General features: G+C 69.6%; 14 protein-coding genes and 2 pseudogenes. 5 read left to right on the top strand and 11 right to left on the bottom strand.

Features of this window, described 5'->3' with window-relative positions:
• Positions 1–54 precede the first annotated feature (54 nt).
• From IG64_RS32670 to IG64_RS32630, 9 genes are all read right to left on the bottom strand, one after another.
• Complete coding sequence (locus IG64_RS32670; RefSeq protein WP_037862941.1) at positions 55–963, bottom strand: aminoglycoside phosphotransferase family protein; 909 nt, start codon at positions 961–963, stop codon at positions 55–57.
• The gene (locus IG64_RS32665; RefSeq protein ID WP_158771704.1) at positions 956–2,272 is read right to left on the bottom strand and encodes an MFS transporter; all 1,317 of its coding nucleotides are present in this window, start codon (positions 2,270–2,272) and stop codon (positions 956–958) included. Before IG64_RS32665 ends, IG64_RS32670 begins: the two co-directional genes overlap by 8 nt.
• The gene (locus IG64_RS32660) at positions 2,269–4,854 is read right to left on the bottom strand and encodes a lantibiotic dehydratase (protein WP_158771702.1); all 2,586 of its coding nucleotides are present in this window, start codon (positions 4,852–4,854) and stop codon (positions 2,269–2,271) included. The genes IG64_RS32665 and IG64_RS32660 overlap by 4 nt, the downstream gene beginning before the upstream one ends.
• Positions 4,855–4,862: 8 nt before the next feature.
• Entirely contained in the window at positions 4,863–5,798 is a 936-nt protein-coding gene (locus IG64_RS41330; protein WP_037862929.1) for a PHP domain-containing protein, read from the bottom strand.
• A gap of 49 nt (positions 5,799–5,847) precedes the next feature.
• Positions 5,848–6,945: an arginase family protein gene (locus IG64_RS32650; RefSeq protein WP_037862922.1), complete on the bottom strand. Its 1,098-nt coding sequence runs from the start codon at positions 6,943–6,945 to the stop codon at positions 5,848–5,850.
• Positions 6,942–8,288: a B12-binding domain-containing radical SAM protein gene (locus tag IG64_RS32645; RefSeq protein WP_037862919.1), complete on the bottom strand. Its 1,347-nt coding sequence runs from the start codon at positions 8,286–8,288 to the stop codon at positions 6,942–6,944. Before IG64_RS32645 ends, IG64_RS32650 begins: the two co-directional genes overlap by 4 nt.
• A 122-nt stretch (positions 8,289–8,410) precedes the next feature.
• Positions 8,411–11,047, bottom strand: coding sequence for a lantibiotic dehydratase (locus tag IG64_RS32640; RefSeq protein WP_037862912.1), 2,637 nt, complete (start codon positions 11,045–11,047; stop codon positions 8,411–8,413).
• A 142-nt stretch (positions 11,048–11,189) separates the two neighbouring features.
• Positions 11,190–12,908: an aldehyde dehydrogenase family protein gene (locus tag IG64_RS32635; RefSeq protein ID WP_037863006.1), complete on the bottom strand. Its 1,719-nt coding sequence runs from the start codon at positions 12,906–12,908 to the stop codon at positions 11,190–11,192.
• A 27-nt stretch (positions 12,909–12,935) separates the two neighbouring features.
• Complete coding sequence (locus IG64_RS32630; protein ID WP_199811698.1) at positions 12,936–14,312, bottom strand: flavin monoamine oxidase family protein; 1,377 nt, start codon at positions 14,310–14,312, stop codon at positions 12,936–12,938.
• Positions 14,313–14,361: 49 nt separating this feature from the next.
• Here IG64_RS32630 and IG64_RS43125 point away from each other — a divergent pair, with 49 nt between their 5' ends.
• Together IG64_RS43125 and IG64_RS32620 are read left to right on the top strand one after the other, a co-directional pair.
• Positions 14,362–14,970 carry a TetR/AcrR family transcriptional regulator gene (locus IG64_RS43125; RefSeq protein WP_037862908.1) on the top strand — a complete coding sequence of 203 codons (609 nt, stop codon included), beginning with the start codon at positions 14,362–14,364 and terminating at the stop codon, positions 14,968–14,970.
• 42 nt (positions 14,971–15,012) lie between these two features.
• Positions 15,013–15,388 (top strand): annotated as a pseudogene (locus IG64_RS32620) (transposase); the annotation flags it as partial.
• 54 nt (positions 15,389–15,442) lie between these two features.
• On the opposite strand, the gene IG64_RS32615 reads toward IG64_RS32620, so the two are convergent.
• Entirely contained in the window at positions 15,443–15,952 is a 510-nt protein-coding gene (locus IG64_RS32615; RefSeq protein WP_158771700.1) for a hypothetical protein, read from the bottom strand.
• Between the two features lie 258 nt (positions 15,953–16,210).
• Positions 16,211–16,411, bottom strand: a complete 201-nt coding sequence (locus tag IG64_RS32610; protein ID WP_037862899.1) for a hypothetical protein — start codon at positions 16,409–16,411, stop codon at positions 16,211–16,213.
• Between the two features lie 844 nt (positions 16,412–17,255).
• On the opposite strand from IG64_RS32610, the gene IG64_RS32605 reads away from it, so the two are divergent.
• From IG64_RS32605 to IG64_RS39635, 3 genes and pseudogenes are all read left to right on the top strand, one after another.
• On the top strand, positions 17,256–17,771 hold the full coding sequence (locus tag IG64_RS32605) for a hypothetical protein (RefSeq protein ID WP_199811697.1): 516 nt from the start codon (positions 17,256–17,258) through the stop codon (positions 17,769–17,771).
• A gap of 220 nt (positions 17,772–17,991) precedes the next feature.
• The gene (locus IG64_RS37755) at positions 17,992–19,632 is read left to right on the top strand and encodes a trypsin-like serine protease (protein WP_051813579.1); all 1,641 of its coding nucleotides are present in this window, start codon (positions 17,992–17,994) and stop codon (positions 19,630–19,632) included.
• A gap of 137 nt (positions 19,633–19,769) precedes the next feature.
• Positions 19,770–20,117: pseudogene (locus IG64_RS39635) on the top strand (transposase); the annotation flags it as partial.
• Positions 20,118–20,408: the final 291 nt, after the last annotated feature.

The following is a 20,408-nucleotide window of genomic DNA, read 5'->3' as shown; positions in this document are numbered from 1 at the left end:
GCAGCCAGCGCGGATGCGCTCTGGTCCACCCTTTTCATCTCTCCCGAACACAGGTCAGGCTTCGAGGGCCGCGACCATGGCGCCCAGCTCGCGCGCGTGGTCCGCGGCCGGCGCGCCGCGCTGTGGGTCAGGGGCCTCCGAGAGGAAGACGAGCGCCAGCATCACGGCGGCGTCCAGTCGGCAGACGAGCAGTTCCTTCCCGTCTTCCGGCGGGGCCTGGCGAACGGTGCCGTAACCCGCTCGCAGAGCCGCCATGTCGAGTTCGTTCTCCGCATACAGCGCGTACTCCGCCAATCGTCCGAATTCCACCGCGCTGTCACCGGGCAACGTGTTCGACCAATCCAGCAGTGCGGTGATCTCGCCGCCCTCGCGGCGGATGTTGTCGCTGCGGACGTCGAGATGCACGAGGCTGTTCCCGGAGACACCGGCGAGCAACCGGGCGAGGTGGGGGTGGCTCGGCGGCTTCGGCCAGTCCACGACGTGACAGCCCACTTCGGCCCATCGCCGCCGGATGCGGGTGGCGATGACCTCGGGGGTGGACATCCCCTCGGATGCGACGAGGTTCAGGTGCGGTGGCGGCAGAAGATGAAGGCGGGCGAGGAGCCTGCCCAGGGCGAAGCAGTCGAGGGGCGCCCCGTCATCGGAGACGTACCTGGACAGCAGCACGTCCGGGGACGACGAATCCTCCGAGAGGAAGAGTTCCACAGGCTCCGCCACCGGAAATCCCTGAGCGGCCAGATGCCGGGTGAGCCGGTATTCCTGCACCAGCAGCGCACGTGTGTCCACGGCGGGGTCATTGGCGTTGGAATCGAAACGCCTGTGGGCCACCCTGAGAGCCATGAGGTCCCCGTCCCGGCTCCGCGCCCGGTAGACGGAGAATTCCAGCCCGCTGCCGGCAAGCGTGGGGGCGTCGATTCCCCAGCGCTCGGCGAGCTCATTCAGTGTGTCCAGTCGCTCACTCATCGTGTGTCTTCTCGTCCGCCTTGTCTTCTGTTTTCTTGCCGGTGGCTTCGTCTCTATTCCCGCCGGTGGCTTCGTCCGTATTCCCGATCGCCTGCCGGTCGCCACCTGTCCGGTCGCTCCTGAGCAGGGTGGGAGCGACGAGGACGGACAGCACGAGGAGCACCGCACCGCCCGCCGCGAAGGCCGTCCTGGGACCTGCCGCGTCGGTCAGCGCGCCGAAGAGCAGTGCGCCGATGGGCATCGTGCCCCACGCGAAGAGGCGGTACACGCCCGTGGCACGGCCCAGCAGCCGGTCGGGAATGAGCCGCTGCCGCATGGAGACCGCCACGACGTTCCACACCATCAGGCCTGCCCCGGACGCGGAGTAGGCGACAGCGACCACATAGGGACTGTCGGTGGCGGCCACGCCCAGCCCGGCCGCACCGATCAGGGCCAGAGCGCCGAGCAGAGAGGGGACCCGGCCCGCCATGCGGCTCACCCGGCCCGCGACCGCGCTGCCGGCCAGCCCTCCCGCGGCCCCGCCCGCGACGAGCACCCCGTACGCGGCGGAGGGCAGCCCCAGTACGTCACGGACCAGGATGACGAAGACGGCCACCTGGCCGAGGAAGACGGCATTGATGAGCCCGGCTGCGACGGTCAGGGCCCGGAGCAGCGGGTCGCGCGCCACATGGCTGACCCCCTCCCGGATCTCGGCCAGCAGCCTCGGCTCGGCCCCGGAACGGTCGGGCAGCGGCCCGCGTACGCCCCGCAGCAGTGCGGCGGAGACGACGAAGGAGCACGCGTCCAGGAGCAGCGGGACGGCCCGGCCCACCGCGAAGAGCACGCCGCCCAGGAGGTGGCCCAGCAAGTCACGCCCCAGGTTCTGGACGGCGAACAGCCGGCCGTTCGCGGCTTCGAGGCGGTCCTCGGGTACCACGCTGGGCAGCAGGGCGAAGGATGCGCAGTCGAACAGCACCTCCCCCACTCCCAGCAGCAACGCGATCACCAGCAGCGGCCAGAACGACAGCCGGCCGCAGGCGAGCAGAGCGGCCGCGGCGATCAGCGCACCGGCGCGCAGCAGATCGGCGAGCACCATCAGGCGGCTACGCTCGAACCGGTCCGCGTACGCCCCCGCCGGGAGACCGAGCAGCAGCCACGGCACGGTCGTGGCGGCGGTGATCACGGACACCTCGAAGGCGTCGTCCAGCAGCGCCGCCGACAGCAGGGGCAGAGCGGCGAAGCGGATGCCGTCGCCGACCGCTGAAACGCCCGCCGCGGCGATGACACGGTGGTATCCGGAGACGGAAGAAAGGGCCGGGCTCTTGGTCAACGCCGCCGCCCGGAGGAGAACACCGCGCACCGGAGTTCGGCGGTGTAGCGCCGGGCGCCTGCCTCAAGCCAGCGCTGGTCGCGGCCGGGCAGCATCTCGGAGATCTCCATCGTGCCGTCCGTCTTCCTGGCCAGCCTGCACAGTTGGCGGACCAGCAGCGGCGCGTCCCAGTCCACGTAGAGCGGCTTCGGTTCGCCGGGAACCTTCACGAAGACCTGCTGCGGCAGACCGAGTTCAGCGCGCAGCCGGCAGATGGTGAGGAATTGCGCGGCGTCGTCGGCCGTCACCCGGTCGCCCGACAGGGCCAGACCACGCAGGCGGGCCGTGGGGATCCGCCAGGTCTCCCTGTGGAGCACCACACGTCCGCAGCGGATGCGGGGAACGTGCTCCAGAGCCGAGGCCCGCAGTCCGACTCCGCCGAAATGCCGGGGAAAGGAGAACGGGGAGAGCGGGTCCTGGACGATGCTCGGCCCTCCGGCCGGAGGCGCCATGAGACGCAGTCTGCCCTCGACGCCCCGCGCACGCAGTTCGAGCCGGCCGTCCCGGACCACCACGTACAGCTGCGACGGCTGCAGCACCTTGTCACGGGTCTGCGCGGACCGGCCGTAGACCTCCAGGTCGTAGCACGGGTAGCACAGTTGGGTCGACGTCTTGTCGGGATGTCCTCGCGACAGGTTGACGAGGACTTCGTCGTCGTCGAGGAGCGAGAGGTAACCGCGGTACACCTCGGGAAGGAGGCGCGGGGCCGTTTCCTGGACCAGCGGGCCGAAGCTGGTGTGGGTGATCACCTCGCGCACGGCATGGCAGTCACCGATCACGGCCGTGAAGTCGCCCCGCCGCAGCGCTTCCTGGCTGGTCGCGGCGAAGAGGATGTCGGGATTGCAGACCGCGGCGGGAGAGCCCGGGTAGGCGGTGAGGACCTCCTCCACCCGTTCGCGTGGTACGACGACCTCCCGCCGCTCGGTTTCGGCACCGAGCAGCGCGGCCGTCATCGCCTCGTCCAGGTCCGCCAGTTCGCCGTCCACGGCGGCGCACTGCGCCGCCAGGCGGTCCCGGTCGTCGAAGAAGCCCGCGTACAGACGGTCCAGGTCCACCTCGGTACCGGGACCGAATCGGTCCGTCACCCAGCCGGTGAGGATCGCCGTCTCCCGTCGCATACGGAGTCGGGGACCGGCGAGTACGGTGTCGTACACGATCGACAGCTCGTCCGTGATGAAGCGGGCGATGTCCGGCCCGATGGTGAGATCGCGGAGTTCGCCGTGGGCCTCTTCGAAGAGGATGCTGCGGTCCGCGTAGTGCAGGCCGCTGTGCCGGTTGGCCGGGCTCCCGGTCACCCTTTCGAAGCGGTGCTTGGCTTCGGAGAGCAGTGCCGGTCGCTCTGCCAGGGGCAGTGCGGAGAACCGGACCAGATCCTGTTCGAATCGTGTGATCGCGTCCAGGATCTGGCGCGCGGGCTCCCCGGTGGCCGGCAGCATGTCGCGCAGTGCGGCCAGCGGCTGGGAGCCGCCGACCGGAACCTCGAACTCGGCGATCACCCATTCCCGCTCGGTCAGCCGTCGAAGTGCCTCGTCGAACGACGGCTGATGGTGCGGCCCGTGTCGGTCGGACCATTCCGCGCGCAGTTCCAGAACCGTCCGGTCGCCGTTGCAGCACTGCCACAGCCACTCCTCCGACGGCGATACGTCGGCCCCTCCCAGGTGCTGGAAGTGCCAGTCGATGTCGAGCCCGTCCCGGGTGGTGAACGCGTACAGGTCGATCCGTCCGTCGCGCAGGAACGCCAGCGGACGTCGACGCGGTCGCACATGGCCGCCGAGACCCACGGTCCGTCCCGCTGCCGCGGCGAGCCGTTCGGCGGCCCAGTGGGCGAAGTAGGACCGGCGCTCCAGCGGTTGCCGCCGCACCCAGGCGATGCCCGGGGTGTCACTGACGACGCGGCCCACAGCGATCGGTCCGAAGTGCGAGTGTGTCTCGTTCTTCGTCGTGACGCGCTGCAGGTACATCGCCAGCAGGTCGGTCATCTTGCGCGTGCGCGGTCCGGCTTCGCCGTGGAAGGAGTCCAGCCAGGAGCTGAGTTCGGGGTAGGCGGCGTCGTTCGACAGCAGGAGTACCTGCCGCATCGAGGGTTCGGTGAAGGTCTCGGCCACCGCGAGCCGTGCCTCGGCCAGTCGCTCGCGGTGGCGGACGGCGAACGCCGCCCACCGGTCCCCGAGTCCGGTCGCGGCCTCCTGGTAGTCACGCAGCGTGGCGCTCGCGTCGTCGGGCAGGTCGGCGAGCGCCCCGTCGAGTTCGGCCTCGGGGACCGGCCGCAGCTGGCCCGCCCGCGAGGACAGCTGCTGGCCGCCCGTGATCCGGTGCTTGCGCAGAAGCTTCTTCACCTCGTCCGCCAGCCCGGCGAGCCGGTCTCTGGAGTCGAGGAGCGACGTGGCCTCTTCGGTCGCGTCCGGGGCGAGGAGCGGGTCCAGCAACTCCATCGGATATCCGGCCTGGCGGAGCACGACGACCGGCACGAGGGTCCAGGCCCGGCGCGTGTGTTGCGGCTGGTGCCGGGCGGCGGACTGGGGATCTGGGTCTGGTGGGGTCATCACCGCGGTCATAGCTCCGCCTCGGACTTCGGTGGGGTGGGCCGCCGGTCGCACAGAGCGTCGAGGACGGCCATGGGTTCCGGTGGGAGCGCGGGCAGCCGCCCGGGAGCGGTCACCCACGACTTGACCCGGACTCCGTGATAGTCCGAGCCGGCTGTCGCCGCCAAGCCGAGGGCGGCACAGATCCGGGCCAGCCCGGCGCTCTCCGCCGGGGTGTGCCAGCTGGTCCACGCTTCGAGGCCGGCCAGCCCGGCGGCGACCAGCGGTTTCAGCAGTGTCCGGCATTGCGCGCCGTCCGAGACGTCCAGGACACGAGCGGGATGGGCGAGCACCGCGACGCCACCCGCGTCGGCGATCCAGGACAGAACGTCCGTGATGCCGGGCATCCAGGGCTCGGGCACATGGAGGGGCCGACCGGGGCGGCACCAGTCCGTTGCGAGCCGCTCGTGGTCCGTGGGGCCGTACCCGGCGAACCGGGGGTCCTCACGGGCGGCCTCGGCCAGCAGCGCCAGGTAGTCGCCCGGATAGGCGATCCGGTCACCGCCTATCCGCTCCGTGATGTCCTCCCAGGTGAGCGGCACTCCGATGTGCCGTACTCGCTCCGCCCAGGCCCGCCACCATTCCAGGTCGGCGTCGTGCACCCGCCGGAGCCGTCGCTGGAGGCGCCGGTCGGTGGGGTCGATGAAGTAGGCGAGGCAGTGCACTTCCTCGCCCCGCCATCGGGCGGTGACCTCGCAGCCGGGCACCACCGTCATCGAGTCGCCGACCGTCCCGGTGAACTCGGCGACCCCCGCCATGGTGTTGTGGTCCGTGACCGACGCGACGCGCAGTCCGGCGGCGAGACAGCGGCGCGCCACTTCGGCGGGGCTCTCGTCGCCGTCCGACCGTCGGGTGTGCAGATGCAGGTCGAGCGGTCCGGCAAGGGTCGCCGGTACGCCGGGCATCACGGGTTCCCGGCGGGAGAGAGCCGCTGGGTGCGGGCAGGACCGCCCCTCACCTGTCCTCCCGGGCGTCACCGGCGCCGCCGTCCGACCAGGGGGCGAGTCCGCTCGCCGTGCTCTCGGTGCGGAACAGGAAGTTGAACAGCAAGTGGGCGGCGATCTGTGCCGTGCTGCCGGACGGGTCGTAGCGGGGAGCGACCTCTGCGATGTCCACGGCACCGACCGGAAGGGCCCTCAGCTCCTCGTAGATGTCCAGGAGAGCCCCCGTGTCGATGCCGCCCAGGGTCACATGGCCGGTTCCGGTGGACACGGCGCTGTCCAGCACGTCGATGTCCAGTGACACGTAGACGGTGTCGCACCGCTCGCTCAGTTGCTGGATCACGGGCCGCAGTGCCGTGGCGGCGCCTTCCTTGAGGATCTGGGCGCCGGGGACCACGTGGAAGCCTCGTTCCAGCAGGCCGCGGAACTGGTCGTACTTCGTCACATCGCCGACGCCGACGAAAGCGATGTCCTCGGCCCGTACCCCCGGCAGTTCGCTGATCCGGCGTGAGTTCGATCCGTGGTAGAGCGGTCCGTGCAGTGTGCTCCAGTTTCCGAAGTCGAAGTGGTGGTCGATGTTGATGAACCCCACCCGCTCCGCTCCCCGGTCGAGCCGTCCGGCGCGGAAGCCGGCGAAGGTCGGGAAGGTGGCCGAGTGGTCGCCGTTGAGGAAGATCAGATGCGGGGCGGCCTGGCTGAGCCGTCGGCTCTCGGCCGCGACCGCCTGGAAGGTACGCACCGTGTCGGTCGGATAGACGTGCAGGTCACCGGCGTCGGCCACCTTGGGCGCCCGGTAGCGGAAGGTGTGGCCACTGCGTGTGTCCAGCATCGGCCATTCACCGAGGCTGGTCAGATAACTGGAGAACACGAGACTTGCCTGCCGTACGGCCCGGGGGCCTTCCGCGGCTCCCGGGCGGGAGCTGGCGGTGGCGTCGAAGGGAATACCGGACACCACCCAGCCGTCCGGGCCGACGTCCACCTGTGACATCGAGGTGGTGGGGGCACCGAACAGCGTGGCGACGCCGGCCCATCCCGGCAGTGGGTCCGTCTCGAAGTCCTCGGGCTTGACGCTGTGCTGCAATGCCTCGAAGTCCGGTAGCTGCTGGGTCATTTCGTCTCCCCACGAACTGGAACGGGCAGGTCAGGGACAGGCGTGCGGACGATACGGCGGGCGACGGCGATCTTCTCCTGGAAGAGCTCCCAGCTCCGCTCGGGAGTCAGGTGCTGGGGCCGGTAGACGACTGGGGCGTCTTCCCGCCAGTTCGCGAAGTCCCAGTCGAAAATGCGCTCACGTAGCTGTGGAAAGTCAGGAGTGAGCGGATAGGGGACGAAATTGTAGAGGTTGAACAGCCACAGGGAAGCGCTGTTCTCCTCGAGCCATTCGATCGTCTGGGCGTGTGACCGCTCGCCCTCCTCGTCGAGTCCGCCCATCATGTTCAGCACGACCTTCAGACCGGCGTCGCTGAGCGTGTGAATCTTCTTGGTGTAGTCGCTCAGGCCGCGTGACAGCTTTCCCAGACGCTTCAGCATCTGGGAGTCCGCCGACTCGAAGCCGAGTTCCACCGCGACGACGCCCAGTTCGGTCATGGCTTCGACGACCCAGTCCTTCACCTGCATGACATGCGTCTGCGCGATGAACCTGTACCCGGGACGGTCACGGAAGACCTCCAAGAGGTTCTCGACCGCTTCTCTCGACTGGCCGAACGTCTTGTCCCCGATGTAGATGAGCCGGGTTTCGGGGAACCGGGCGGTGATCTCGTCCACCTCGGCGGCCAGGGCTTTCTTGTCCACGAGAATGAGCTGTCTGCTCCAGGCGTCACCGCAGAACGCGCAGTCGTAGAGGCAGCCGTGACTGGCGTTGAGTCTCAGCAGAGGCACTTTCCCGCCGAAGCCGTTCAGATGCCGGTAGTCCGGGGCCCAGGTGATGCGCGATGCGGACAGGCCACGCTCCACAGGCTTCTCCATGGCACCGCCGGTCCCGGCCGCCAGACGGGCGAGTCTGCGCACGAAGTCGGCGTCGAGCTGCCCCCGGTGCACGATGTGCACGGCGTCCTTCGGTGCCAGCGGGGCCATGTTGCCGCCGAGAACGACGCGCCGCCCGGCGGCTTCCAGCCGCTTCGCGATGTCGAGGGCGAGCCGGAAGTTCTGTGCCAGTGGCGAGATGAGAACGAGGTCTCCGGCCGCTGTATCGCGCAACAGCGGTTCGCAGCAGGCTTCCGCTTCGGCGGGGACCTTCGAAAGGTCACTGAAGGCGGAGTCGATACCCGCGGTGTTGAGCAGAGCGGTCAGGTGAGCCACCCATAAGGGAATCTCCCATAATCCGTCCGACGGGATGAAGTACTCGGGGAGGAAGTCCCGGAACGTCCGGTCGTAGTCCTCGTAGTACTGGGAGAGCAGCGGGTCGGGGTCGTGTGTGGAGGGGAAGGGCAATTGAACGATGCAACTCCTGAGCATGAGTGTTCCTCACGTCGCTCGGACGGCTGATGTGACGATGAGCCGGAAGGGAAGGGAGAGGGAATCGAAACGCACGGTGGTCCGTCTGCGCGCCGTGAAGTCGCCGGTCCTGCGCCGTCGGGTCAGCGGGCTCGTTCAGAAGGTCGACCGGCGCGCGGGGAGAAGACAGCGCAACGCAGCTCGCTCGTGAACCGCTGTCCCTCGATCTCAAGCCACAGCTGCTCCCGTGAGGGCAGCATCTCGGTGAAATCGACAGGCAGATCAGTCTTTCGTACGAGGCGGAAGACCTGCCGCACGAGGAGCGGCGATTGCCAGTCGACATACACCGGCTTGGGCTCGCCCGGAATCTTCACGAAGCCCTGTTCGGGCAGGCCGAAAGCACGCCGGAGCATGCGCCCTGCCGCGAACTCGGCCGCGTCCCCGTTCCCCCGGTGCACGCCTGGGCTCCAGCCATGGAAGGCCTGCGCGGGGATCCGCTGGCGGGCCCGTTGGAGGACCACCCGGCCGCACCGGATCCGGGGCAGGCGGTCATGGCCGGCGGCGTCCAGACCGATGCCGCCGAAGTGGCGGGGGAAGGCGAAGGGTGACAGCGGATCCTGACGGATGCTGGGACCGCCGGCGAGCGGCGCCAGCAGCTTCAGCCGCTTCTCGGTTCCGTGGGCGCGCAGCTGGGGCCGTCCGCCGCGGACGGTGACATACAGCTGCTGTGGCTGGAGCACCTGGTCCCGGCTCTTGGCCGAGAGGCCGTAGACCTCGAGGTCCGGGCAGGGATAGGCCAGTTGTGCTCCCGTCTTGTCCGGGTGAGCCCGAGCGAGGTCGAGCAGGAGTTCGTCGCCGTCGAGCAGGTCCTGGTATCGGGAGTACACCTCATCGAGCAGCTCCGGTGCCTCGGCTTGGATCAGTGGAGCGAAACTGGAGTGCGTCAGCAGTTCACGCAGACCGTGGCAGTCGCCCACGACGGCCAGCAGGTCCCCGCGAGCCAGTGCCTCGGCGTTCGCCGATGCGATCATGACGTCGGGGTTGCACAGCGCGGGCGGTGAGGACGGGAAGCGGGCGAGGAACTCCTCCAGGCGCTCCCGGTCGACGACCGCCTCGTCCGCTCCCTCCTGATGTCCGTCGAGGAGCAGCGCGGTGACCTCGCGGTCTACGGCCGTGATCTCCCGGTCGATGTCCTCGCACTCGCGGACGAGTTCCGGTCTGTCGGCGTAGAACCCGTTGTAGAAGTGCTCCAGCGGGACGTCCGCCTCCGCGCCGAAGCGGCGTTCGAGCCAGCGGCCGAGGACCTGCAGTTCCCGGCGGACCCGCAGCCGGGGAGCGAGCAAGGCGAGGTCGTAGACGATGGCCAGTTCACGGCCGATCAGGTCGGCGACGTCCTGGCCGATGCGCAGGTCCCGGACGGGCCCGAGGGCCTCCTCGTACAGGATGCTCCGATCGGCGTAGTGTCTGCCACCGGCGCGGTTGGCAGCGGCTCCGGTGATCTCCTGGAAGTGTTCCTTCATGCCGGCGAGCAGGGGCGCGCGGTTCACCGCCGGAGCGGCCGCGAACTCCTGCAACATCGTTTCGAACCGTGCCGCCGTCGCCAGATCGCGGTCGCCGTCGGCTGTTCGCAGCACGTCCGGGGACTGCAGGTGCTCGGTCAGCACGCGTAGTGGATACGGGCAGCCTATGGGGATCTCCCAGCGACCGACCAGCCAGTCCTTCTCGATCAATTCGTGCAGGACGTCATCGAAGCCCCGTAGCGGCGCATCGCCTTCGTCTTCCCGCAGGTGCCAGGCCCTACGCAGTCGGGCGACCGTGCGCTCACCATCGCACCGTCGCCACAGCCACAGTTGGTCGTCATCGAGGGTGGCGGTCGCCACGGCCACGAAGCGCCAGCCGTCGGGCATCCCCGTCACCGACTCGAACGCGTACAGCGCGAGCCGCGAACCCTCCGCGAACGCGAGCGGCCGGCGCCGGGGCCGCACTTCCTCGAACGTCCCGGGGCGGCGGCTGAATGTCTCGGCCAGCTGTTCTCCCGCCCAATGGGTGAGAAAAGCGGTCCTGCGCAGTGGGCCGGCAGCCCAGGAGACACCCGAGGTGTCCGATGACACCCGGGCCACGCCCATGGGACCGAAATGGGAATGCGTCTCGTTCTTCGTCGTGACCCGCTGGAGGTACATGGCGAGCAGATCGGTCATTCGCCGCATCCGTCCGGGCGATCCGCTGCTTCCCCCGTCGATCCAGTCCTCGAACTCGGGGAAACGCGCGTCGTTGGACAGCAACAGGACCTGTTTCAGCGCCGGATCCCTGAAGAGTTCCTTCACGTCGTGGCGGGCCCGCGCAAGCCCTTCGGTGATGCCACGTTCGAACTCCGTCCACATCCGGTCCAGACCGAGTGCCGCGTCCTGATATCGCTCGACGACCTCCAGAACTGACGGCGCGAGGGCGGCCCGCAGCCGGGCCAGATCCTGGTCCCCGAAGGCCCGGAGCATCCCCACGCCCGAGGAGAGGTCCCCCTGGCTGCCAACCCGGGCCTCGCGCAACGCGGCCTTGGCCTCCTGCGCTAGATGACGAGCCGCGTCGGCACGGGCGAGCAGGAGGTCGGCCCCTTGGGCCGCCGGGACATCGGAGAACCGGTCCAGCAAAGCGACCGGGAAACCCGCATGCCGTAACAGCGCGACCGGCACGAGGGACCACCCGCCATGGGCGTCCGGCGTGGCCTCGTGCCGATCCTCGTCCCGTAACCGGCTGTCGCTGCCGCTCGCCCCGCTGGTACCCACTCCCGATCTCCTGCCCGGTCGGCGAACTTGTGATCAAGCCGAGATGTCACGGTAGTCACGGTCGTGTGGAGGATTCAACGGTGTGCACACCGACGACAACGAGTTCACGCCAGTAACACGCGGCCCCGCCTCATCGCCGAGATCAGCCGCTCATCGCGGAGGCGAAGAGGGCCGGGAGGTCCCGCCATCGAGGGTTTGCGGCGAATTCGGTGAGGAGTCGGCCGGTGCGGGCGGCGGTGGTGTTGGTGACGAACCACGGAGGCTTCGGGGAGAGGGACGGCTCGCCGTGGAGCACGGATCGTGGTGCGGGCCTGAACGGGCCTGTGACGACGGTGCGTTCGGTGTGATCCAGGAGGAGGGCATTGTGGACGACGCCGATGCCGCTCTGGACGTTGTCGAGGGTGTGCCCGGGGAAGGCCCCCCATGTGGCGCGAGGTGTGGCATAGCCGACGCCGGTCCAGGCGTTGACGGCGACGGTGCCGTAGCGCAGGTCGGCGATCGCGGCGCGGAGGCGGTGGCCGAGGGCTTTGACGGTGTGGGGGTGGGCGATGAGGTTGGCGCCGAGAGTGCCACGGAGGCGGTCGTTGGCGGCGGTGACGGCGGCGCTCAGGAACCGGTCTCCGGTGCCGGGCAGTTCGGCGACGCCCAGGACCGGTCCGAAGTACTCGGTCGTGAAGGCGGACTCGTCGGCGTCGGTGATGTCCAGGCCGGTGAGGAGGGTAGGTCCTGAAGTGCCACCGGGCTTTTCCGCGTGACCGGGGTGCAGCTCGCGGGCGGAGTGCACGCGGGCCTCGCAGCCGGGGTACCAGGCCGGTCGGGCCGGTGCGGTCGCCAGTGCCCTGCGCAGGGCGGTGAGGAAGGCGTTCTTCTGCGGCCAGTCGGAGCTGAGGATGAGGATCTGGCCGGCGATGCAGTTGCAGCCGCTGTTGTGCAGGCGCATGGTGGCGACGTGTTCGGCCTGGTAGCGCAGGTCCGCCTCGGACCATGAGCCGGGCAGGACGATGACCGGGGCCACGCCGCCGAGTTCACTGGTCATGGGCTTGGCCGACTTGGGTGTGCCGGAGGCCCTTGCGGCCGTCGCCGTCTCGCCGGTGCCCCAGACCACGGCGTCGTGCGTGGCTTCGCTGCCGGTCATGTGGACGGCGGTGATACCGGGGTGCTCGGTGAGTGCGGCGCCCATCTCGGGTCCGCCGGTGACGGTCTCGACCAGGCCCCGGTCGGTGAGCGGTTCGAAGATCGCCCGGTAGACGTCGGCGAGCGGGTCGGTGATGGGGTTCAGCTTGAGGACGGCGGTGCGGTTCTCGGCGTACAGCTGGTAGAGCACGTCAAGGGGCGGGATGGAGAAGATGTTGCCGGCGCCCAGGACGAGGGCCACTCCCTTGGTCTGCCGCGGTGTCCGCTGGGTGAGGCCGGCCGTGGCGCGTAGCTGCTCCGCGGTGATGCCGGGGGACGTCCAGACCTCGGCGTGGAAGCCGCTCATGAGCAGCTTGTCGTAGGTGTCGTAGGGCAGGACCTGGACGGCGAGCCGACCGCCCGGCGCCGGGGTGATCCGGGTGCCGCCGAGGACGTCGGCTCCCTCGTCCAGGCGGCGCAGCGTCTTCTGGAGTGCCTGGAGGTAGCTGAGCACCGCATACGGGCCGCTCATCCATTCCTCTCCGAGGAGCGGGGAGGCGGGGTTCAGCTGCTTGATCCCGGCCGCGGTGCGGACCCACTGCTCGGCGACGGCCGCGGTGGCCGCTGCCATGCCGAGGAGCAGCTCGCGCCGTTCGGCGAGGGAGGTGCGGGCCCAGGTTCGTTCGCCGGCGGCGAGTCGCGCGACGAGGGCGTCGAGATCGTGGGTGGTGGCGGGTGTGGCGGTCATGGCGCGGGCCTCGCTCACGGGTCGGGGTCAGGACAGCTCGGGGAGGATCTCGGCGGCGACGCGGTGGCCGGATTCGGCGGCTCCGTCGATGTAGCCGGCCCAGCGCGTGGCGGTTTCGGTGCCCGCCCAGTGCAGGGGGCCGACCGGGCGGCGCAGCGCAGGGCCGAAGCGGGTGAGGGTGCCCGGCACGGTGAATGCTCCGTAACAGCCTCGGCTGTACTCCTCCTGCGCCCAGTCGCGTTCGATGTAGGCGAGGGGCGTGCGAGCCTGGGGGCCGAAGTAGCCGACGAGGTCGTGGATCACCTGAGCGCGGCGCTCGTCGGGGGCCATGCGTGAGCCGGTGTCGGCGTGGCGGCCTTCGAGGAAGCCGACGAGCACACCGCACGAGCCGTCGTGGGGGGTGTTGTCGAGGACGGTACCGAACGGGCGGTGGGTGCTGTTGGCCTGCCCGCTGAGGCCGGCGTGGCGCCAGAAGGGCTCCTCGTAGGCGACGTTGACTTTGATGACCCGGCCCATCGGCATCCGCTGGACGAGCTGGTCCCGGTCGCCGGGCAGGCCCGGGGTGTAGCGGATGCGGGCGGCGAGCGGCGGCGGCACGGCGACCACGGCCCGCTGAGCGCGGAAGGTCAGGCCCCCGCGCGTGGTGACGCGGACGCCCGAGGCCGCCGCGGGCTGCCGGTCCACGTCGGTGACGGGGGCTTCGAGGACGATCCGGTCACCGAGTTCCTTGGCCAGTTCGAGCGCGATGCGCTGCGTCCCGCCCACGACGCGGTCCTGCTGGGCCCCGCCGACGACATTGATCAGCGGGTCGAGGCCGCCGGCCGCGCCGACGTAGAAGGCGGCCCAGAGCGCGGACATGTCCTCGGGCTCGATGGAGAAGACCGCCTCGGTGACCAGCCGGAAGAAGTCCCGGCCACCGGTGGTACGGGCGGTCCTGCGCAGCCAGGTGTCGAAGGTCTGGCGGTCCAGTTGCCCGGCCCGGGGTGCCCGCCACGGGTCGGTCGCCGCGACCTGACGGGCGATCCGGTCCAGGCGGTACTGAGCCTGCCCGATGTCGGCGAGGACCAGGGGGTTCAGCTTGGGAATCCGGCCCGTGTACCGGGAGCGGGCGGTGCCGAACTCTCCGATGTGCTCGCCAGCGGCGTAGGTCGGGTAGGTGCTCAGGCCCAGTTCCCCGATCAGCTTCATGGCGTGGTGCTGGGTGGGGCCCACCCACTGTCCGCCCACTTCGATGGGTGAGCCGCCGGGCAGTTCGCCGTTCAGGAGCCGGCCGCCGACGCGGTCGCGGGCTTCCAGGACCAGGACGTCCGCCCCGTTCCGTAGCAGGTCGCGGGCGGCAACCAGCCCCGCCACCCCGGCTCCGACGATCACGACGTCCACCGACTTCTCCATCACGCCCGCCATTCATACAGAGTGAATCTGACATACGCAATGTATGTGGTATCCATACTGTATGGAAACACTGCGCGAGAGATACGCCGAGAACACGCGCCGCACCCTGCTCGACACAGGGCTGCGACTGTTCAGTGAGCGGGACTACGCGAGCGTCTCCGCGGAGGAGCTGGTGCGTACCGCCGGGCTGACACGGGGGGCGCTGTACCACCACTTCAACGGCAAGCCCGGACTCTTCGAAGCCGTCTTCGAGGAGCTGGAACGACAGGCCACGGAACGCATCCGCACGGCGATCGCGCCCGTGTCCGATCCGCGTGAGCGCGCCTACCGGGGTGTCGACGCGTTTCTTGAGGTCTGTGCCGACGACACCTATCGGCACGTCGTGCTCCAGCAGGGCCCGGTCGCCCTGGGCTGGCCGCGGTGGCGTGAGCTGGATCATCTGCACCTCGGCGGCCTGGTCCTCGACATCGTCAACGCCGCTCTGGAGGCCGGCCGGCTGCGGCCCCACCCGGCCACCCTGGTCGCCCGCGCCTTCTACGGCGCGCTCACCGAGCTGTCCATCACGATCACGGAGACCGATGAGCCGGAGCAGGCCCGCACCCAGGCGGCAGCCCTCGTCCGCGACCTCATCGGCGGGGTGGTGACCGACGGCGTCCCGCCGTCCGCGTGACCCGCCGCGCCCCCGCTGTCACCTGCGGGCTGGGGAGATGTGCACCAGGTCGTCATCGACGCCGGCACCCGGCTCGTCGTCGCCGTCAGCCGGCCGCTGCCCGGCAACCGCAACGACTGCAAGGCGCGGGAGCTGTCCGGCGCGAAGGCAGCCCCGCAGCACGGCGGTCATTGCAGATGGCGGCTGCCGACGTACCGGTCCGGTCATCCCGCACCGCCGTGAACGCGGCCGAACCGAACCCACTGCCCGGAAGGAGGAACACTGTGCCTCCCACCGCAAGGTCCGGGCCCGCGCCGAGCACGCCTTCGCCCGTATGAAGGGATGGAAGATCCCCCGCGACTGCCGCCTGAAAGGCGACGGCGTCCATCACGCCGTGCTCGGCATCGCCCGCCTTCACCATCTCGTCCTTGCCGGGTGACACAGAAACCAGCAGGTCACCCAGCGCCTCAAAGCCCCTTTGCGGGAAAGCCCTTCAGGCAGCGGGCGGTTGCCCCACTGTCTGCCTCAGCCAGGTGTTGTGGCGGAGTTCCGGGTGTGCGGTGGTGATCAATCGCACCGCTTCGTCCTTTGCTCTTTCGGTCAGCTCCTGCAACTCCGACCAGGACAGCCGTGCCACTGTCCCCGGCGGCCACGTTGTCGTCAGGGTGACAACCTGTTCTTCTCGAAGGAACGAGTACAGGTGCTGGGTCAAGCTGGCTTCGGCCGAGACGCTGTTCTGGTCCATGAGTTCCCGGGTGGCGTAGTCCAGCATCAGTGCGAAGTCGACCACGGGCTCACCCAGTAGGCGCACGCTGAGGTCTGCACCGTGGATGATGAGCCGTCGGTCCGCCTTGAAGTATTGGAGACAGAAGTCCGAACCGTTCAGGGTCGGATGATCAGGATGCCAGTCCGGGGACCAGGAGTCGTCGTCTTGGCGCGGTTCGAACGCGAAATCGATCATCTGATCCTCCATATCGGGCGGGGCATCAATGTAGTAGGACATGCGGGTCTGCGGCTCCCTCAGGCAGGAGTCCCCGACCCGCCGCAAGCGGATCGAGGACGTCCTTGAGGGCCTCACCTGCAAGTGCGCGGAAAGGCACGGGCGGCTGCCTGGCGAGGGTGCCCGCCAGGGCGTTGCCCGGCGGGCGGCGCAGGACACCCGCCCCGAGAAGAAGACCCACGCCCTTTCGAAGCGGCTGCTCGCGTGGTGGCGGGCGTCCGCGCTCCTGAAGTCCGGCATGCAGACGATCGGCGGGCTTCTTCAGCGCTGCCGGGCAGCGGGTGCGGCGATCCGGGCCCGGTGGGCCCCGTGGTGGTTGCGGCGCTCGCCGCCGTCGGCGTCGTCGCGGGCCCCTCCACGGTGCGCGGCAGCTTCGCGCGCCGCCACGCCCTGGCCGGAGCCCGTCGACGCCTGCTGGAGGCCCTGCGCGGCCAGGAGTTCACGCGGTCCGGACGACGGCATCGCCGACCGCGCCCTGTCCGGCCACTCCCGTCAGCTCATCGTTCCCAGCCCGGACGCCGGACCCCGGCCGTCGACCGGCTCACCCACACCGCCGAACTTCGCCCGGCCCGGCCACTGGTGGCTCGTCGGCACCGGCGGTAGGAGCTGCGAACAAAAGTGGGTTCCGGTCAGCGGGCGGTGTCCGGTGCGTGCGGCCGCAAGGCGCCGGAAGGTCCTTGCAGCGGAGTTGCCAGGGCCTTCCGGCAACGCGGCGAGGGCGCGTGCCGGGCGCCGCCCGCCGGGGCCCACTTTGTTCGCAGCTTCAAGCCGCCGTGAGCAGCCAAGCGCTACGAGCGGGCCGGGGCGCTCGCGCGGCAGCGGCACTGCCTTCTTCTCCGCCGCCTTCTTCGTGGCCTGCTTCCCGCCCCCCTTCCGCGAAGGCGGCACGGGGGCAGCAGCCGAGGAACCGGCCCGGCAAGGCACAGCGCGCGAGGTGATCGTCCACGGCCGGCCGTATGGAATCCAGCATTCCGGAAAACGGAAAGGAAATGCGAAAGTCCGGGCAATACGGGAAACCTCAGCCCGGCGTGACATATATCACGTGTCGCCCGTTGACTGGATTCATGCTCTGGTGTTTCCATACGGAAGGCCCGGCGGGGACCGGTCTCACCACCGTCTTCCGCTTTCCTGTCTTTTCCAGGGAGATGACATATCGGGCCGACAGTTACGCTCTTTCGGGGAGTGGGGGGGCTTCCACGGGGCGGTGAACCCGGGTTCGGGTTCATTTTCCTTCGGCTGGACAGCAGCCTTCACCTCCGCGTTGACACATGCTTCGGGTTTCCCCCGAACCGACGACAGGACAGTGATGAAGGCACGCAGGACGATGCTCCGCACGGTGGGCGCGGCGCTTGGCGCGGGCGTTCTGGCATGGTGCGCGATCACCGTCGGCGGGACCGGTGGATCCATGGCGGACACTCCCGCGATGAAGTCGGTCGCCGAGGAAGGCCCTGGTTACGCCATCGAGGACTTCGGCTACCCGAACGCCGACAAGATCCTCGCCGAGCGGGGCATCACCCTGAAGCGCGGCGACGGGCACATTCTTCTCGCGGATTGCACGAGCGCCACCGACCTGATGGAGGTGTGGGCCCGAGCGAACGACAAGATCTGCTTCCGCGTCACCGGAAAGGCCGGTTACCTGACCCTTGAGATCCCCTCTGTGTATGCCGTCAAGGGCAACAGCTACTCGGCCCAGGTCGACATGACCACGGGTACCGAGGAAAAGTCGTTCGACGTGAACAAGAACGCGTGGACACCGGTGGGTGAAAGCGCCGACGAGAAGGGTCGCGAATTCATGCTCATGGAAATCCGCACCACCAAATAACACATCGGGCAGCCCTGTGTTCTTCGCCGGTGTGCCGCTTCCGGTTCGCCGTGCGCCGATTCCGGCCGTCTCCCGACCACGCTGCGGCCTCGCACGCCGAGCCCGTCACGCCCGTGGTCCCGCGCAACCCGGCCACAGCGTCTTCGCGCGCGCCCGGGCGGAATTCACGGTGGCGCCCTCAGCCGATTTCCCACGCAATCGCTCATTCGAAGGAAATTCCATGTCTGTCTCCCGTCCGCACCCCCCGCGGATCACCGGTCTCCTCGTGTCGGCCACGGCGGTCTCCGCGGGCCTGATCTCCGCGGTCCCGGCCCATGCGCTCACAGGCCCCGAAGCCGCTGCCGGACAGCTCTCCTCCGTCGTCAAGTTGAACATCGGAGATGAGGCGAACTCCCGTGCCTGCACCGGCGTCCTCGTCGACCAGAACTGGATCGCGACGGCGTCCAGCTGCTTCGCCGCCACCCCCGGCACCCCGGTCCCGTCCGGCAAGCCCGCGCTGAAGAGCACCGCCACCCTCAGCGACGGCAAGGCCATCGAGGTGGTCGACCTGGAGTCGCGCACCGACCGGGACCTGGTCCTCGCCCGCCTCGCCACGCCTGCTGCCGGGATCTCGGGCGTCAAGCGAGCCACCGCCGCCCCGGCCGCGGGTTCCGAGCTGACGGCGGCCGGGTTCGGCCGCACCAAGACCGCATGGGTCACGGACAGACTCCACACCGGCTCCTTCGTCCTCGACACCGCCGACGCGACGACGTACGCCATCACCGGCAAGGGGACCGACGCGATCTGCAAGGGCGACACCGGCGGCCCGCTCCTCAACTCCGCCGGCGAACTGGTCGGTATCAACTCACGCTCCTGGCAGGGCGGTTGCCTCGGCAGCCCGGACACGGAGACCCGTACGGGTGCCATCAGCGTACGCACCGACGACCTGACCGACTGGATCCAGTCGGTACGGGCCCTGACCCCCGGCTGGAAGGGCGAGATGCTGGTCCAGGCCGGCTCCACGCTGTACCAGGGCATCCGGCTGGCCGACGGCTCGTGGACGGGATTCACAGACGTCCAGTCCAAGGCCGGGAGCATCGGCGGGGTGCGCACGGCAGCCGTGGCCGGGATCAACGGCGACACCCACGTGGTGGCGCTCGGCGGCAGCGGCCGTCTTTGGCACACCATCCGCAAGGCGGACGGTACATGGAGCAAGTTCGGCGACGTGAACACCGCGGCCGGCGCGCTGAGCGACATCACACAGGTGTCCACCGTGTCGATCGGCGCCGACCTGCACGTCGTGGTCGTCGCGGGCGGCAAGGTGTTCCACACGGTCCGCAGCGGGGCGAACGGAACCTGGACCCCGTTCCACGACGTCGCTGACGCGGTCGGCCCGATCGGCGCCGTCACCTCCGTCGCCACCGCCAGCGTCGGCGGCGAACTCCAGATCATTGCCGTGTCCGGCGGCAAGGCGTACCACTCCGTCCGCCACACCAACGGACAGTGGGCCGTCTGGGGCGACGTGGCCCGGGCGGCCGGCGCCACAGGCCCGATCACTTCTGTGGCCATGGCCGGTGCGGGCAGCGACGCCCACATCGTCATCGCGACCGACAACGGCACCCGCCAGTACCACTCCATCCGTTACGGGAACGCCACCTGGGCGCCCTTCGCCGACCTGAAGGACTACCTCGGCACCGTGACGGCCAGGTCCGTGGCCGCCGGCACCGTCGACGGCGAACTCCAGGTGGCGGTGACGACCGTGGACGACCGGATCGTGCACACGATCCGCCACGTCGATCGCACCTGGGGTCCGACCGCGCCGGTCGCCGCCGGAGGCATCACCGGAACGCTCGGCGCGGTCTCCCTCGCCGGCACCCTCTGACGCACTCTCCGGCACTCGGTCCGGCTCCCCCGCGGCGCCAGTCGCGCCGCGGGGGAGGCCTGTGCCCCTCCCGCGCATCCCCGAGGGAGGCTCATGTCCGCGCCCGCGCCCCCTCACACAGGATGTGCGACCAGGCCATGGCCCGAATCGCGGGCCGGTTCAGGCGGGTTGAGCCGCGTGCCACTGCCCGCGCGTTCGTGCTCGGGTTGCTCTCCGGCGTCGAGCGGAAGAACTGCTGACGGCTGGCCGAGCAGGCCGGCCATGCCCGCCCCGGGCCGATGCAGCGGCTGCTGCGAACCGCCCGCTGGGACGCCGACGCCCTCCGTGACGACGTGCGCGCCTACGTCCACGAGCACCTCGGTGCCGACAACGGTGTGCTGATCGTCGACGAGACAGGCTTCCTGAAAAACGGCACCGCCTCGGCGGGCGTGCAGCGGCAGTACACCGGCGCCACGCGGCAGATGGAGAACAGCCAGGTCGGTGTGGGCCGACCGCACCGGTACGCCACTTGCGAGGCGGGTCAACCGTCGCTCCCGGGCACTCCCCGAAGCCGTCCCGGCGTTCGGCGAGTGCCCGGCTCGGTGACTCAGTTGCGGCACTTCGACATCACTGGCGCAGGTGTTCAGTAGTCGATGCCGGGGCCGGGGCCGTTGAGGTAGCCCCAGTTGGACCAGTAGGGCTGTTCACTGGTGTTGTACCGGTGGTAGACACCGCCTCCGTTGGAAGCGATGGCCTCAAGACGCCCGTCCGCGTTGTGACCGGCAGCGACATCGGTT

This window comes from Streptomyces sp. NRRL S-340, assembly GCF_000720185.1.
Lineage (GTDB): Bacteria > Actinomycetota > Actinomycetes > Streptomycetales > Streptomycetaceae > Streptomyces.
This window is presented reverse-complemented; position numbering and strand designations above follow the sequence as displayed.

What these genes read in the sequence shown, in the direction of transcription:
- IG64_RS32670 (WP_037862941.1), bottom strand. Translation starts at nt 963, where the DNA reads ATGAGTGAGCGACTGGACACACTGAATGAGCTCGCCGAGCGCTGGGGA.
- IG64_RS32660 (WP_158771702.1), bottom strand. Translation starts at nt 4,854, where the DNA reads ATGACCCCACCAGACCCAGATCCCCAGTCCGCCGCCCGGCACCAGCCG.
- IG64_RS41330 (WP_037862929.1), bottom strand. Translation starts at nt 5,798, where the DNA reads ATGCCCGGCGTACCGGCGACCCTTGCCGGACCGCTCGACCTGCATCTG.
- IG64_RS32650 (WP_037862922.1), bottom strand. Translation starts at nt 6,945, where the DNA reads ATGACCCAGCAGCTACCGGACTTCGAGGCATTGCAGCACAGCGTCAAG.
- IG64_RS32645 (WP_037862919.1), bottom strand. Translation starts at nt 8,288, where the DNA reads ATGCTCAGGAGTTGCATCGTTCAATTGCCCTTCCCCTCCACACACGAC.
- IG64_RS32635 (WP_037863006.1), bottom strand. Translation starts at nt 12,908, where the DNA reads ATGACCGCCACACCCGCCACCACCCACGATCTCGACGCCCTCGTCGCG.
- IG64_RS32630 (WP_199811698.1), bottom strand. Translation starts at nt 14,312, where the DNA reads ATGGCGGGCGTGATGGAGAAGTCGGTGGACGTCGTGATCGTCGGAGCC.
- IG64_RS43125 (WP_037862908.1), top strand. Translation starts at nt 14,362, where the DNA reads ATGGAAACACTGCGCGAGAGATACGCCGAGAACACGCGCCGCACCCTG.
- IG64_RS32615 (WP_158771700.1), bottom strand. Translation starts at nt 15,952, where the DNA reads ATGTCCTACTACATTGATGCCCCGCCCGATATGGAGGATCAGATGATC.
- IG64_RS32610 (WP_037862899.1), bottom strand. Translation starts at nt 16,411, where the DNA reads ATGCCGTCGTCCGGACCGCGTGAACTCCTGGCCGCGCAGGGCCTCCAG.
- IG64_RS32605 (WP_199811697.1), top strand. Translation starts at nt 17,256, where the DNA reads ATGAAGGCACGCAGGACGATGCTCCGCACGGTGGGCGCGGCGCTTGGC.
- IG64_RS37755 (WP_051813579.1), top strand. Translation starts at nt 17,992, where the DNA reads ATGTCTGTCTCCCGTCCGCACCCCCCGCGGATCACCGGTCTCCTCGTG.